The sequence below is a fragment of the Pseudomonas shirazensis genome, from assembly GCF_050496565.1.
GTDB classification, from domain to species: Bacteria; Pseudomonadota; Gammaproteobacteria; order Pseudomonadales; family Pseudomonadaceae; genus Aquipseudomonas; species Aquipseudomonas shirazensis_A.
The window spans coordinates 218,776-232,950 of sequence record NZ_JBNWAE010000003.1 but is presented as its reverse complement, the minus strand read 5'-3'; the positions used below and the strand labels follow the sequence as shown (position 1 = coordinate 232,950).

Annotated in this window: 14 protein-coding genes; 3 read left to right on the top strand and 11 right to left on the bottom strand. The window is 60.9% G+C overall.

Translation table 11 applies throughout. The features are described from left to right. Positions 1-171 precede the first annotated feature (171 nt). The gene (locus tag ACQZ2L_RS06990; protein WP_103437747.1) at positions 172-789 is read left to right on the top strand and encodes a LysE family transporter; all 618 of its coding nucleotides are present in this window, start codon (positions 172-174) and stop codon (positions 787-789) included. 342 nt (positions 790-1,131) lie between these two features. On the opposite strand, the gene ACQZ2L_RS06985 is transcribed toward ACQZ2L_RS06990, so the two are convergent. The 6 genes from ACQZ2L_RS06985 to ACQZ2L_RS06960 form a co-directional block, all read right to left on the bottom strand. After that, entirely contained in the window at positions 1,132-1,533 is a 402-nt protein-coding gene (locus ACQZ2L_RS06985) for a hypothetical protein (RefSeq protein WP_430325368.1), read from the bottom strand. Between the two features lie 97 nt (positions 1,534-1,630). Then, a complete protein-coding gene (locus ACQZ2L_RS06980; protein WP_430325367.1) occupies positions 1,631-2,008 on the bottom strand; it encodes a response regulator in 378 nt (125 codons plus the stop codon). A 44-nt stretch (positions 2,009-2,052) separates the two neighbouring features. Next, a complete protein-coding gene (locus tag ACQZ2L_RS06975) occupies positions 2,053-3,279 on the bottom strand; it encodes a hybrid sensor histidine kinase/response regulator (RefSeq protein ID WP_430325366.1) in 1,227 nt (408 codons plus the stop codon). Further along, positions 3,273-3,848, bottom strand: coding sequence for a chemotaxis protein CheB (locus ACQZ2L_RS06970; RefSeq protein ID WP_430325365.1), 576 nt, complete (start codon positions 3,846-3,848; stop codon positions 3,273-3,275). The genes ACQZ2L_RS06975 and ACQZ2L_RS06970 overlap by 7 nt, the downstream gene beginning before the upstream one ends. Continuing rightward, positions 3,845-4,666 carry a CheR family methyltransferase gene (locus ACQZ2L_RS06965; RefSeq protein WP_103437751.1) on the bottom strand — a complete coding sequence of 274 codons (822 nt, stop codon included), beginning with the start codon at positions 4,664-4,666 and terminating at the stop codon, positions 3,845-3,847. The genes ACQZ2L_RS06970 and ACQZ2L_RS06965 overlap by 4 nt, the downstream gene beginning before the upstream one ends. Next, positions 4,663-8,121, bottom strand: coding sequence for a response regulator (locus ACQZ2L_RS06960; protein ID WP_430325364.1), 3,459 nt, complete (start codon positions 8,119-8,121; stop codon positions 4,663-4,665). Before ACQZ2L_RS06960 ends, ACQZ2L_RS06965 begins: the two co-directional genes overlap by 4 nt. A gap of 254 nt (positions 8,122-8,375) precedes the next feature. Here ACQZ2L_RS06960 and ACQZ2L_RS06955 point away from each other — a divergent pair, with 254 nt between their 5' ends. Continuing rightward, positions 8,376-8,744, top strand: coding sequence for a response regulator (locus ACQZ2L_RS06955; RefSeq protein WP_430325363.1), 369 nt, complete (start codon positions 8,376-8,378; stop codon positions 8,742-8,744). A gap of 21 nt (positions 8,745-8,765) precedes the next feature. Here the strand turns inward: ACQZ2L_RS06955 and ACQZ2L_RS06950 are convergent, their stop codons facing one another. From ACQZ2L_RS06950 to ACQZ2L_RS06935, 4 genes are all read right to left on the bottom strand, one after another. Beyond that, entirely contained in the window at positions 8,766-10,889 is a 2,124-nt protein-coding gene (locus ACQZ2L_RS06950) for a sensor domain-containing protein (RefSeq protein ID WP_430325362.1), read from the bottom strand. Positions 10,890-11,002: 113 nt separating this feature from the next. Continuing rightward, positions 11,003-11,431, bottom strand: coding sequence for a RidA family protein (locus ACQZ2L_RS06945; RefSeq protein ID WP_430325361.1), 429 nt, complete (start codon positions 11,429-11,431; stop codon positions 11,003-11,005). Positions 11,432-11,498: 67 nt separating this feature from the next. After that, entirely contained in the window at positions 11,499-11,711 is a 213-nt protein-coding gene (locus tag ACQZ2L_RS06940) for a PLDc N-terminal domain-containing protein (protein ID WP_430325360.1), read from the bottom strand. A 73-nt stretch (positions 11,712-11,784) separates the two neighbouring features. Further along, complete coding sequence (locus ACQZ2L_RS06935; RefSeq protein ID WP_430325359.1) at positions 11,785-12,255, bottom strand: FAD/FMN-containing dehydrogenase; 471 nt, start codon at positions 12,253-12,255, stop codon at positions 11,785-11,787. Positions 12,256-12,396: 141 nt separating this feature from the next. Between ACQZ2L_RS06935 and ACQZ2L_RS06930 the strand changes: the two genes are divergently transcribed. Then, the gene (locus ACQZ2L_RS06930) at positions 12,397-13,404 is read left to right on the top strand and encodes a GlxA family transcriptional regulator (RefSeq protein WP_430325358.1); all 1,008 of its coding nucleotides are present in this window, start codon (positions 12,397-12,399) and stop codon (positions 13,402-13,404) included. 6 nt (positions 13,405-13,410) lie between these two features. Here the strand turns inward: ACQZ2L_RS06930 and ACQZ2L_RS06925 are convergent, their stop codons facing one another. Beyond that, positions 13,411-14,082 (bottom strand): TetR/AcrR family transcriptional regulator, encoded by a 672-nt coding sequence (locus ACQZ2L_RS06925; protein ID WP_430325357.1) that lies wholly within the window; start codon positions 14,080-14,082, stop codon positions 13,411-13,413. Positions 14,083-14,175: the final 93 nt, after the last annotated feature.

Genomic DNA, 14,175 nt, shown 5'->3' with positions numbered 1-14,175 from the left:
CATCCCTTGCGTAGGAAAACTCAAGCCTGTCGCAAGCAAGGGAGGACGTCAATCAGGTAGTCAGGCGCAGCGAAGCTCTGGGCAAAATTAGTAGCCTGGGTACTTTGCAAGCGCCGCCAATGCTGTCATACATCCAGTTACATTCGCCCCAGCGCTTCAAGGAGAACAACAATGCTCGGCGTGACCGACTACGGCGCTTTCGTCATCGCCTTTCTGATCCTGCTGGCCATCCCCGGCCCTGGCAACTTCGCGCTGATCACCGCCACCGGCAAGGCAGGCATCAAAGGCGGCCTGGCCGCGACCTGCGGGGTGATTCTTGGCGATCAGGTATTGATGTGGCTGGCGGTAGCTGGGGTTGCCACGCTACTCGCAGCCTACCCCGCTGCCTTCCATGTAGTGCAGTGGGCCGGCGCGGCCTATCTGGCCTATCTAGGGCTGCGCATGCTGCTGAGCAAGGCCGGCGGCGCGCCGCGCGTCAGCCGCATGGACAGCGGTCATTACCTGCGCCAGACGATGATGATCACCCTGCTCAACCCCAAGGCGATCATGTTCTACATGGCGTTCTTCCCGCTGTTCATCGATCCGGTTCGGCACCAGGGCATGGTCACTTTCGCCTTCATGGCGGTAACCATCGCTGCGCTGACGTTGCTCTATGGGCTGGTCGCAGTGCTGCTGACCCACCATTTGGCCGAACGCATGCGCGCCAGCCCCAAGCTGTCGAATGTGCTGGAGCGCCTGGCCGGGGCTTGCCTGATTGGTTTCGGGATCAAATTGGCGGCGATGCGTTAGCGTCCTGGATTGACGAGTTCTGCGATTGGGGAAACTTCAGGTAGCTGGGGCGTGGGACCGGACGGAAAGCGGCGCTGCCAGCCTCGCCGGGCCCGCTACGCGCGCCTTTCGCGACACAAGGCCGCTCCTACACAGGCAGCGCACCAGTGGCGAACAGGGTCAGCTGCAAGAGCAGCGACGCACTCCTGCGTTGCCTGGTTTTGCAGCCCACCACGAATCCCTGTAGGAGCGGCCTTGCCGGGGCGCCGGACCGGTCGGAAAGGCGCGCGCAGCGAGCCCGACGAGGTTGGCTGCGGTGCTGAAAATCTCTGCCAGCTAACCCGACCCGGTAGGCACACCAACTCAGGCGTCGCGCAGCAGGTCGTGGGCATCGAGTAGGCGGAAAGCAACCTCGGGGTTGCGCTCAAGCCCACGGCGGATCGCCGCGGGAATGGCCTTCCGGGTCTTGCGGCACAGGCCGGGCTGTTCGGCCAGCTCGATGAGGATACCGCGCATGGTACGGACCTCATTGAAACTGGGCGCAATGCGCACTCGGATACCAAGCTGATCATGCATCAGCTGCTGCAAACGGTGCAGGTCTTCCAGGCCCTTGAGGTTTTCCAGGCGTTCGAGCAGGCGTTTTTCTTCGTGACGGGTCAGCTGCAAGATACGCTGCGCCGCGGGTGGTGCGGCGTGCAACTTATCGCGCCCGCAGTCGCAGGCGCCGGGTGGGCAAGGTTGACGTATCGGCTGGCTGGTTGTCATGTGCCTAGCATAGCTGTGTCACCGGGCCGCAACCATCGCCGCTACTGATCTGAGAGCGGGCAAATCGATGCCCTCGCTCAGCCCAGCCAACAATCTGTCATCGCAACAGATCCTGGATCTTGTCACGCAGCGTATCCAGATCGAACGGCTTGGCCAGGATCGGCGCCTTGCGGGCAATCGGACTGCCGGATTCGAGAATCTCGGCTGGATAGCCGCTGATGAAAATCACCTTCAGATCAGGCCGCAGCTTGACCGCCGGCTCGGCGATCTGCACCCCGGAGATCCCGCCCGGAAGGCGGTAATCGGTGACGATCAGGTCTAAATGTGGCTTGCGCGCGAGAATCTCGAACGCCTGCTGGCCGTCTTCGGCAACCAGCACGTGATAGCCCTCACCTGAGAGATAGTCGCGCAAGATCATCCGAATGGCCGGTTCATCCTCGACTACCAGTACAACATCTTGTGCATCTTCGCTCATGACAACGCCTTGGAATTCAGCAAGTTGGCCATCTGACCCCGGGCTTAGGCAGAGGTTGCCTGCGCCTGGTCGGTTTGTTGTGACAGCGCCGCCATTGGCAACAGCACGCTGAACGTCGCGCCCTGGCCTACTTCGCTGTCGATCTGGATCTGCCCACCATGGGCCCTGACAATCTGCTCAGAGATATACAGGCCCAAGCCCAGGCCTCCGATGGCCTGCTCTGCCGCTACCCGCTCGAACTGCTGGAAGATCCGCTGCTGGTTGGCGGCGCTGACGCCGATGCCGTGGTCCTGCACCTGCACCCAGGCCATACCCGCCTGCTCGAACACCCGCACCTGCACCGGTTGCCGTTCACCGTAACGCAATGCATTGGACAACAGGTTGGCTACCACCTGTTCAATCCGAAACTCATCCCACTCGCCTTCAACTGTATCGCAGCGTTGCAGCTCAATGTGCGTGTTGGAGGCCAACGCCTGCGCTTCGAAGTTTTCCACCAGGCCGCTGACCAGTTGCGACAGATCAAACTGGCGCGGGCGCAGGGACAATTTGCCAGTGCGGATGCGTGACACGTCGAGCATGTCCTCGATCAGCCTGATCAGGCTGTTGATTTGCCGCTCGTCGCGCTCGACCATGGCCCGCAGCTTGTCCTCGCTGAATGCAGCCAGGTTGCCCCGCGACAGATGCATCTTGCGCAGTTGGGTTTCCAGAATCAGCCCGTTCAGCGGCGTGCGCACTTCATGCGACACGATCGACATGAAATCGTCGCGCATGCGCACCGCACGCTCCAGTTCGCCGCGAGCCACCTGTAACTGGCCGAGCAACACTTCCTGCTCCTGGCGACTGCGTTCCAGGTCTTGCAACTGGCGATCAAGCACCTTGCGCTGGCGGTACAGATCGACAAATACCGATACCTTGCTCTTCACCGCCATGGTGTCGAGGGGTTTGTGCAAAAAGTCGACAGCGCCACTTTCGTAGCCTTTGAACGCGTAGTTCATCTCACGCCCGGCGGCGCTGACGAAGACGATCGGGATGTGCTTGGTTTTTTCCGTGCCGCGCATCAACTCCGCCAGCTCGAAGCCGTTCATGCCGGGCATCTGCACGTCCAGAATGGCCAAGGCGAATTCGTGTTCAAGCAACAGCCCCAATGCGTCTTCGGCAGACAGCGCCTGGTGCACTTCACGGTCTTCGCCGTGGATCAGCGCGGCGAGGGCCAGCAGGTTTTCTGGCAGATCGTCGACGATCAGCAGTTTGGCGGTGATGTGGCTTAACATGCGCTGGTTTCCAGGCTGCCGAGCAATTGCCCGATGCCGCTCAAAGTAAGGATGTAGTCAGGGCTGTGCAGGGCCAAAGCGGCTTCCGGCATCAGCGCTACTTGTGCGTCTTGCGGGTCCTGGACCACGGTCCGGCCTCCGCATTGTTTGATGTAGGCGAGCCCGCGCGCGCCGTCTTCATTGGCACCGGTCAGGAGCACACCAAGCAGCCGCTGGCGATAGGCATCGGCTGCTGAGGTGAACAGAAAATCAATTGCCGGGCGAGAGAAATGCACCGGCTCCTCCTGGCTCAGCGACAGGCTGAAGTCCTGCTCGACCGACAAATGATAGGCCGGCCCGGCCACGTAGATCAGCCCAGGCTCGATCAACGCCTTGTCACGCGCCTCCAGCACGGGTCGCTGCACCTTGCGCTGCAACACTTCGGCAAGCTGGCTGTGGCGGTCATCCGGCAGATGCAGCACGCACAGCACCGGCACGGCGAAGCCCTGGGGCAGGCTGCCGAGCACGGTGAACAGGGCTGCGACGCCACCCGCCGAAGCGCCGATCACTACCGCATCGACACCTGTCATGATTTACGGAAGATCCGTTCAGGTTTGACCAAGGGCTCGAACTGCTCGCTGTAAGCAGAAAAATCCACCGACTCCTTGCTGCCCAGCACCAGAAAGCCGCGGTGGCACAGCGACTCGTGGAACAGGCCAAAGGCGCGGTCCTGCAGACTCTTGTTGAAGTAGATCAGCACGTTGCGGCACGACACCAACTGGGTTTCCGAGAACACACTGTCGGTGGCCAGGCTATGGTCGGCAAAGGTGACGTTGTCGCGCAGGCTGCTGTCCATGATCGCGTTACCGTAGGCGCTGGTGTAGTACTCGCTGAAATCGCGGCGGCCACCGGCCTTGCGGTAGTTTTCTTCATAGCCCTGCATGTTCTGCATCGAATAGATGCCCTGCTTTGCTTTTTCCAGCGAATGCGGGTTGATATCGGTGGCATAGATGATGGTGCGCTCGAGCAGGCCTTCCTCACGCAGGAGGATGGCCATCGAATACACCTCCTCGCCCGTGCTGCAACCCGCGATCCAGATCTTCAGCGACGGCCAGGTGCGCAACAACGGCACGACTTCTTCGCGCAGTGCAAGAAAATGCCCAGGGTCGCGAAACATCTCGCTGACCGGGATCGTCAGGTACTGCAGTAACTGCATGAACATGCCTGGATCATGCAGCACCCGCTCCTGCAGCGCCGATACCGTACGGCAGTCGAACTGACGCAGCGCGTGCAGGATGCGGCGCTTGATCGACGCACCGGAGTAGTCGCGGAAGTCGTAGCTGTACTTGAGATAGATCGCCTCGATCAGCAGTCGGATCTCGATGTCGGTGTTGCGCTCGCTAGTCAAATTCGCTCCAGTTGCGGCAGCCAGACACGGATCAGTGAGAACAGCCGGTCCAGATCAATCGGTTTGGCCAGATAATCATTGGCTCCAGCCTGCAGACAGCGCTGCTGGTCGTCTTTCATCGCCTTGGCGGTCACGGCAATGATCGGCAGCTTGCGCCAGCGCGGTTGCTGGCGAATCAAGCGGGTCGCCTCGTAACCGTCCATTTCCGGCATCATCACGTCCATCAGCACCAGGTCGATGTCGTCGTGAAGCTCCAGCTGCTCCAGCGCCTCGCGTCCGTTGCGGCCAATCTCGACGATGGCGCCCTTGTGTTCCAGGGCACTGGTCAGGGCGAAGATGTTGCGCACGTCGTCATCGACCAGAAGGATCTTGCGGCCCTCGAACACCTTGTCACGGCTGCGCGCCGTCTTCAGCATGCGCTGACGCTCGTTGGACAACTGCGCCTCGACCTTGTGCAGGAACAACGTCACTTCATCGAGCAGACGCTCTGGCGAGCGCGCGCCCTTGATGATGATCGAGCGCGAGTACTTGAGCAGCTCGGTTTCTTCTTCACGGGTGAGGTTGCGCCCGGTGTAGACGATGACCGGCGGGAACGCGCGGATATCTTCGGCCGTCATGCGCTTGAGCAGCTCGTTGCCGAGCATGTCGGGCAGCTTGAGGTCGATGATCATACAGTCATAGATGTTCTCGCGCAGCAGCTCGAGTGCATCCTGAGCCAACGCCACTGCGGTGATTTCAATGTCGTCGTCGCCGATCAGGCGGGCGATGCTCTCGCGCTGCAGGTCATCGTCTTCAACCAGCAGGATGTGTTTGAGTTTCTGGGTCAGCTTGGCTTCGAGCAGGCCGAACACCTCTTTGAGCTCTTCGCGACTGGTCGGCTTGACCGCGTAGCCGACAGCGCCCATGTGCATCGCCGCTTCGACACGGTCCTCGACCGAAATGATATGCACCGGAATATGCCGCGTACTGGCCTGCTCCTTGAGCCGCTGCAGCACGGTCAGGCCGGAATGGTCTGGCAGGCGCATGTCGAGCAGGACCGCATCCGGCAGATACTGAGCTGCCAGTTGGAAGCCCTCGTCGGCGCTCTGCGCGGCCAGGCAGTTGTAGCCCAGTTCGTGGGCCAGGTCGAACAGAATACGGGCGAAATTCGGCTCGTCCTCGATCACCAGAATGCAGCGCTTGCTGAACGGCGCCAGCTCGCGGTCATCGGTAAACGCGTGGCGCGGCAGCGGCACTGCTGCTGGCACCTGCGGCGCAGCCGGCAACTGATCGACGGCCGGGCGCAGGGTCTGCACCTCGACCGGCTCATCCGACTCATAACGCTCGGGCATGATCAGGCTGAATACACTGCCTTGGCCGGGGCTGCTGTCGAGGCTGATCTGGCCACCGAGCAAGTGGGCCAGGTCGCGCGAGATCGACAGGCCCAGCCCGGTACCACCGTAACGGCGATTGCTGGTGCCGTCGACCTGATGGAAGGCGCCGAAAATCGCCTGCTGTTGATCCGGCGCAATGCCGATACCGCTGTCGCGCACGGCAAACACCAGGCCGACGCCGGCCTGCTTGCTGATGGTCATGCTGACCTGGCCACGCTCGGTGAACTTGATTGCATTGGACAGCAGGTTCTTGAGGATCTGCTCCAGGCGCTGGCGGTCGGTGAACAGCGTCGCCGGCAGCGGGTGCTCGAGCACGACCTGGAAGTCCAGGCCTTTGTCCTTGGCCAGCGGCACGAACATGCTGCGCAAGCCTTCGACCAGGCGCTCGACCTGGGTCGTCTCAGGGCGCACTTCCAGCTTGCCCGCTTCGACCTTGGCGATGTCGAGAATGTCATTGATCAGGTTGAGCAGATCGTTGCCAGCCGAATAGATCGAATCGGCGAACTTGACCTGTTCGGCGGTGAGGTTACCCTCGCCGTTTTCGGCGAGCAGCTTGGCCAGAATCAGCGAGCTGTTGAGCGGTGTGCGCAGCTCGTGGGACATGTTGGCGAGAAATTCAGACTTGTACTTGCTCGAACGCTGCAAGTCTTCGGCGCGGGCCTGCAGCTCCTGCTGCGCTTCGTTGAGCTCACTGTTCTTGCGATCGAGCGCCTCGGTGCGCTCGGACAAGCTCTCGTTGGTCTGTTCCAGCTCAGCCTGCTGCGTCTCAAGGTGCGCCTGCGATTCCTTGAGCACCCGAGACTGTTCTTCCAGCTCCTCGTTGGCGGTCTTGAGCTCTTCCTGTTGCACCTGCAGTTCTTCGTTGAGCTGCTGGGTTTCGGCCAGCACCTCTTGCAGGCGCTGACGGTAGCGGGCGCTTTCGATCGACATGCCGAGGTTTTCGGCAACACGCTCGACGATCTCCTGGTCACGCTCGCTCAGCGGGCGCAGGAAGCCAAGTTCGACGACGCCATTGATCTGGCCATTGTCGCGAGTCGGCATCAACAGTGCGCTGCGCGGCAAGCCGCTGCCCAGACCCGAGCTGAGGCGGAAGTAATCTTCCGGCAGTTGATCGAGGCGCACCACGCGCGACTGGCGCACCGCTTCCGACACCAGGCCCTCGTCGACGCCCAGCGCCTGCGTACGCGCTTGCTCCTCGGCGCTCAGGCCGTAACTGGCGACACGGACCAGGCTGCCGTGCTCGTTACGCACATACAACGCGCCAACCACACTGCCCAGGTACGTCGCAAAAAACTGCAGGATGTTGTCGCCCAGCATCGGCAGGGTCAACTGCCCCAGCACTTGCTCGGCCAGCTGGGTCTGGCCATTACGCAGCCAGGCATTGTGTTCCAGACGCTCATTTGCCCGCTGCTGCGCCTGCATGTTGCCTACGTAGCTGTCCGACAGCGCCAGCAGGTCGCGACGCCCGAGGTACGCCAGCAGCCCGCTGAGCGCGACGATAAACAGTACGAAGGTGGTAATCGCCGTGACGGTAACCGTGTTGACGGTCTGGTTACGGGCCTGGCGCAGTTGCTGTTCGTTGCCGATGAAGTCGTCGAACTCTTTGCGCACTTCGTCGGTGATACGCTTGCCGCGGCCGTTGGTGATCGCCTGCTGGAATCCGCCTTCAGTCCGGCGCAGGGTGATCATCTCTTGGCCAAACTCGTTCCAGGCATGCTGCAACGCGCTCAGCCGATCAATCCGGTCGACTTGCGCCGGGTTGTCTGCCACCAGCTCGCGCAAGCTGTCCAGGCTTGCGAATATGCGCGGCTTGGCCACCTCGTAAGGGTCCAGAAAACGCTCGTCGCCGGTGATCAGGAAACCGCGCATGCCGGTTTCCATGTCGATCGACAGTTTCAGCGTTTCGTTGGCATTGCCAATCACGCGGTCGGTGTGTTCGACCCATTGCATGGCCGAGAGCAGGTAGCTGATTACCGCGACAAACGCCACGGCGCCAAGCAGGCCCACGCCAAGTGGCAAGCCGACGTTGCGGCTTAACAGCTTGCGAAAGCTCTGCTGGTCCATAGAAGCTGCTTGAATCATCTGATAACGCCCGAGCGAATTAACCGTTGAATACCGAGGGTGCCGGCACCTGCAAGATGCTGCTGCAGTGTCCCACTGGCGGGTCTGACAGCGAAGTCTAACCAGCTTTGCCATTTATGGCAGGGGCATTTAGCCAGTATTTGAGAACGGGGTGCGCCAATCGTTCCATCTGATTGCAGTGAACGTTATATTGGGAACTTCTGGGCCTGATACAGGCACAGAGTAGAGACACTTATCTGGTACAGGACCGCGACATGCACCCCCTTCTAGTAGTCGAAGACGACGACATCGTACGTATGCTGATGGTCGAAGTGCTCGAGGATCTTGGCTATAAGGTGATCGAAGCAGCAGACGCCACCAGTGCCCTGGCTATCCTCAATGACCCTGACATGCCCTTGGACCTGTTGATGACCGACGTCGGCTTGCCCGATATGAGCGGTCAGGAACTGGCGGGCAAGGCACGGGAAATTCGCCCGCTGCTGCCCGTGCTGTTTGCCAGTGGCTATGCCGACAGCTTGAGCGTGCCCGAGGGCATGCACTCGATCGGCAAGCCGTTCAGTATCGACCAGTTGCGCGACAAGGTCGTGCAGATGATCGGGCCCGCGGACTCCACGCAGGCCTGACCCCTGGCTAAAAGGCCGCTATTACAACTTGGTTGCAGCGGGCCCGGCGCCGTCGACCTGGCTCACTGTAATCAAGCGCTCGCTGGCTGGTACCGGCCGTCCATACAAGAACCCCTGGAAGTGCGAGCAACCCTCGGCGCGCAGCAGTTCCATCTGCTCGGGCGTCTCGACACCCTCTGCAGTTGTCTTGATCATCAGGCTGCTGGACAGTTCGGTGATGGCGCGGATGATCGACATCGCTTCGCGACTGTCACACATGTCATTGACGAACGATTTGTCGATCTTGATCCGATCGAACGGGAACGAGCGCAGATACCCCAGCGATGAATAGCCGGTGCCGAAATCATCCAGCGAAATCGACGTTCCGAGCGCCTTCAGTGCCCTCAGGGTATTGACGTTCTCCTCGCTGTTGCCTAACAGAACCGACTCGGTGATTTCCAACTCCAGACGGTGAGCGGGCAAGCCCGAGTCCGCCAATGCCAGAGTCACGACGTGTAACAGATTGGCGTTTTTGAACTGCACGGGCGAGAGGTTGACCGAAACCACCTGGTCTGTGCCCCAGGTGGCTGCCTCCTGGCAGGCGAGGTTCAGAGCCCGGGCGCCGATCTCGTGAATCAGGCCGGTTTCCTCGGCGATTGGGATAAAGTCCATCGGCATGATCATGCCGCGATTGGGATGCTCCCAGCGCAGCAATGCTTCGTAACCTGTGACCGCATGGGTCTGCTGATCGACCACCGGCTGGTAGTGCAATTGCAACTGCCCCAGGTGCAAGGCGGTGCGCAAATCGGTTTCGACCAGGCGACGCTGACGGGCGGCATTGTCGAGCTCAAGATGGAAGCACTCGTAACGATTGCGGCCGTTGCGCTTTGCCTCGTACAAAGCCATGTCGGCGTAGCCCAGCAGTTGCTCGGCATGTTCATGGTCATTTGGCGCAATGGCGATGCCGATGCTGACGCCAACGCTGAACTGATGCCCCTCGATACGAAATGCCGGCGCCATCGCCTCGATCAGGCGACGCGCAGTGACACAGGCAGCTTGCGGGCTGTCCATGCCATTGAGGACGACAGCGAATTCATCGCCGCCAAGCCGCGCCAAGGTGTCCTGATCGCGCAGTTCACCGCGCAGGCGAGTGCCCAGCGCACGCAGCAGCTTGTCGCCAAAAGCATGGCCGAGCGAGTCGTTGATGTTCTTGAAGTTATCCAGGTCCAGGCACAGCGCGGCGGTGAGCTTGCCACTCTCCTCTGCGCGCTGCAGCGCCTGCTTCAAGCGCTCATGGAACAACGTGCGGTTAGGCAACCCGGTCAAGGCATCATGGTGCGCCATGTGGTGGATCTGCGCATGCGCGGCAAGCTCTTCGGTCGCATCCTCAGCCACGAACAGCACATAGTTCGGCTGGCCCTCGCGGTTTTCGCTGAGCAATGCTCGGCTGCGCAAAGTTCGCGGGCCACAGGCCGTATTCACCCGAGTTTCCGAGGCGTAGCCCTTGCTGCTGCGCGAACCACGCGTCAGTTGCTGCTGGAGGTAATCGACCGCTTCTGGCTGCAGGCAATCTTCTGGCAACTGGCCGATCATGCTCGCGCCCAGGCCGCCAAACAGACGCTCGGCCTGCTGATTGGCCAACAGGATGCGATGGCTGTCGAGATCCTGGACGATCAGACTGGCCGGAATGTTGGCGATCACCGAGTCGAGAAAACGCGACAGGTCGGCCATTTCCTGGCTGTGCTGCTCGGCCAGCTCCTTGGCCTTGAGCAGCTCCTGCTCGTAGCGATGGCGCTCGGACACATCGCGGGTAATCTTGGCAAAACCGAGCAACTGCCCATCAGCATCGAGAACTGCGTCTATTACCACATGTGCACAGAACGAGCTGCCGTCCTTGCGCACTCGCCAGCCCTGCTCTTCAAACCGGCCGGTGCTGCGCGCCAGCTCGAGATTGCGCTCGGGGATGCCGGCGGCGCGATCCTCATGGTCGTAGAACAGCGAGTAATGCTGCCCGACAATTTCCTCGGCGCTGTAACCCTTGGCGCGTTGCGCCCCCGGGTTCCAGTTGGCGACCACGCCTTGCGGCGTAAGCATGTAGATGGCGTAATCCACCACACTCTGAATCAACAGGCGATACATGACGTCGGGATTACTGACTAGCGACATGAGGCTTCTCTGATCGGCAACACGCACAAGAAAAGGCCCGGCAAGAGACCGGGCCGAGACAGACAGTGGCATTATGCCGGCTGAGCGGATTTTTTTGTGAACTTAATGGCGCTTTAGTGGTCGCCTTCACCCTGCCTACCGATGGCAGCGACTGCGTCAACCTCAATCAGCATCCCATCAAGCGCCAGACGCGGTACCGGGATCAGCGTGCAGGTTGGCTTCATGTGCTCGCCCCAGGCCTGATCTGCCGCCTGCACCCATTGGCGCAGACGCTCTTCGCTGTGATCAACGATAAGCAAGGTGAGTTTGAATACGTCGCCCAGACCGGCCCCTTTGGAAGCCAGCGCCAGCTGCAGGTTGAGCAACGCCTGGGTCGCCTGTTCAGCAAACAGTGCTGACAGGTTGCCCTGAGCATCTTCGCCGCCCTGCCCGGCTACATACAGCAGGCAGCTGTCGGCGCGAACCTGAGCAACATGCGAATAAGCATTGGCGGTGGGGTCGTAAAGGCCGGCGGGATTGGACAACTGAAAAACGTGGGACATGCGGTCGCTCCATCGAGTGAAAGAACGACCGAGTATCAAACCTCAGGTTAACCCGAGGTCAAGAGGATTATTTTTCTTCCAGCACATGACGGCCTTTGACCGCCCGCGGGCCGCGCCACATCCAGAACAACAGCCCAGGCACAGGCGCGTAGACAACAAAGACGACCCAGAGCATTTTTCGCTCCGCTCGCCGTTCACTGCCGATGATGTTCCAGATCGCCCAGATTTCCAGGGCGATGACCACAGCGGCGACGATGATCCAGATCGTTCCGATTTCCATAAGCGTCCTCCCGTGAGCATGTAATGCTTTGGTCCCGCAGAGGGCGCAAGGGTTCATTCCGATTCAGCCCGTCTCAGGGCTTCGTCACCTGATCCAGCGCACTTTGCAGCGCCTTGGCATCGCTGAACTGCTGTTGTGCTACCACGCGACTGTGGTCCAGTTGCAACCAGAGCACCTGGCCTTCCTGCCCAGGGTAACGGCTGGCGACTTCACCTTGACGATCAAGCATGACCCGGTAGCTGTAGTCACGCATGGCTGGAATGGCGAACAGCTTGCTGATTATAGACGGCATGCGCTGGATATCCGCGACGAACACTGCATGCCGCGCCTCCAGGTAACCCTTGGGCTGCTCGGCGATGGCCGCCTTGACCAGCTTGGCCCCGTCCATGTCGCGGGCTACAAGCAGAATGCGGGTGTCGCCATCCAGAGTGTAGCTCTGCTCATGCTGATCCTGCAGGGTCCAGGGCGCGAGTTGATCGCCGACTGCAACGGCGTTGGCCAGGAGCGGCAGACAGGCGAATAGCAGGGCGGCGGCGTATTTCATCTTGAATACTCGGGTGGGCGGCCGGCCAGCATAGAACATGTCGCCAATAACGACCTCAACTACCACCCCAGCGCCGCCTCTGTTGTCTTTGCCCGGCGCCCACAGCACACTCACCGCGTCAGCCAGGAAGCGGAGCCGGCAGTGGCCACACCTCGTCAATTCAGCAAGAAGACCAGCACCAGCAACATGTTCCGGACCAAGTCCGCAGATGCCAGTGTGCAGAAGCCCTACCAGGTCGATTTCGTCTTGCTCGAGCATTTTTCGATGGCCAGTTTCACTGTGGCCATGGACGTCCTGGTCACGGCCAACCTGCTGCGCGCCGACAGCTTCGGCTTTACCCCGTTGTCGCTGGATGGCGAGCGCGTGCAAAGCGACCTGGGCCTTGAGCTGATCGCCACCGATCTGGATCCGGCAGCCCTCAAGCAGGCTGATCTGCTGATCATCTGCGGCGGTTTGCGCACTCCACTCAAGTACCCGGCACTGGACCGTCTGCTGCAGGACTGCAGCCATCACGGCCTGGCCTTGGGCGGGCTGTGGAACGGTGCGTGGTTTCTCGGGCGGGCCGGAGTCTTGAGTGACTATGGCTGCAGCGTTCACCCTGAACAGCGTGCCAGCCTGGCCGAGCGCAGCCCGCAAACGCGGATCACGCCGGCGAGCTTCACCCTTGACCGTGACCGGCTGACCGCGGCCAGCCCCAATGGCGCGATGGAATTGATGCTTGGGCTGGTCCGGCGCTTGTACGGTGACGCCCTGGCCGAAGGCGTCGAGGAGATTCTGTCGTTCTCGGGGGCGCGCTATCGGCAGGTCGGCCCTGGCGCGAAAAAATCCATGAGCCTGCACCTGCGCACCATCGTCGAGCTGATGGAAAACAACCTCGAGGAGACCCTCAGCCTCGACCAGTTGGCGGCCTACAGCGACCGCTCGCGGCGCCAGATCGACCGGCTGTTCCAGGCGCAACTGGGCACCTCACCGCGGCGCTACTACATGGAGCTGCGCATCACCAAGAGCCGGCGTCTGCTGCAGTATTCGGACCTGTCGGTGATGGAAGTGGCCGTCGCCTGCGGATTTGTCTCGGTATCGCACTTCAGCAAGTGCTATGCGGCCTACTTTGGCTATCCGCCGTCGCGCGAGCAACGCCTGGGCGAATAGCCCGGTTCAAGCACGTATATAGCGCAGCACGACGTCGCCGATCATCTGCTTGTGGCGCTGCTTGACCTGGTCGTCAGTCATGTCGATCTGGAAGATCTCGCTGAACGTGTGCCGGTTGGAGACCCGGTAGAAGCAGAACGAGCTCATCAGCATATGCAGGTCGATGACTTCGATACCCGCGCGGAACACGCCCTCGGCAACGCCGCGTTCGAGCGAGCGGCCGAGCGTCTCCAGCACCACGCTGCTCATCTCGCGGATCACCGGTGATTGCTTGACGTATTCGCCATAGTGAATGTTTTCGGTCGAGACGATACGTACGAAGTCGACATTGTGGTCGTGGTGATCAAAGGTGAACTCCACCAGCCGGCGGATGGCCTGCTCGGGCGGCAGGGTCTCCAGGTCGAGGCTGCGCTCGGTCTTGCGAATGTCGCCATACAGCTTGACCAGGCACTCGACGTAGAGCTGCTCCTTGCTGCCGAAGTAGTAATAGATCATCCGCTTGGAAGTGGCGGTACGCTCGGCGATGGCGTCGACGCGGGCGCCGGCCAGGCCTTGCTGAACGAACTCGCCGATGGCGGCCTGGAGGATGTCCTCGCGGGTCTTCTCCGGGTTGTTCTTGCGCGATTTGCGCGCCCCTTCGAGGGCAGGCTCGCCGAGGCTGACTACGGAATCACTCATACCCACTCACAGGCTAATTATTGGAATTGGAGGGATTATCCGTGACTGGTGCGACGCAGGGAAGCGCGCAGATGGTCGCATTGGTCAGGTTTT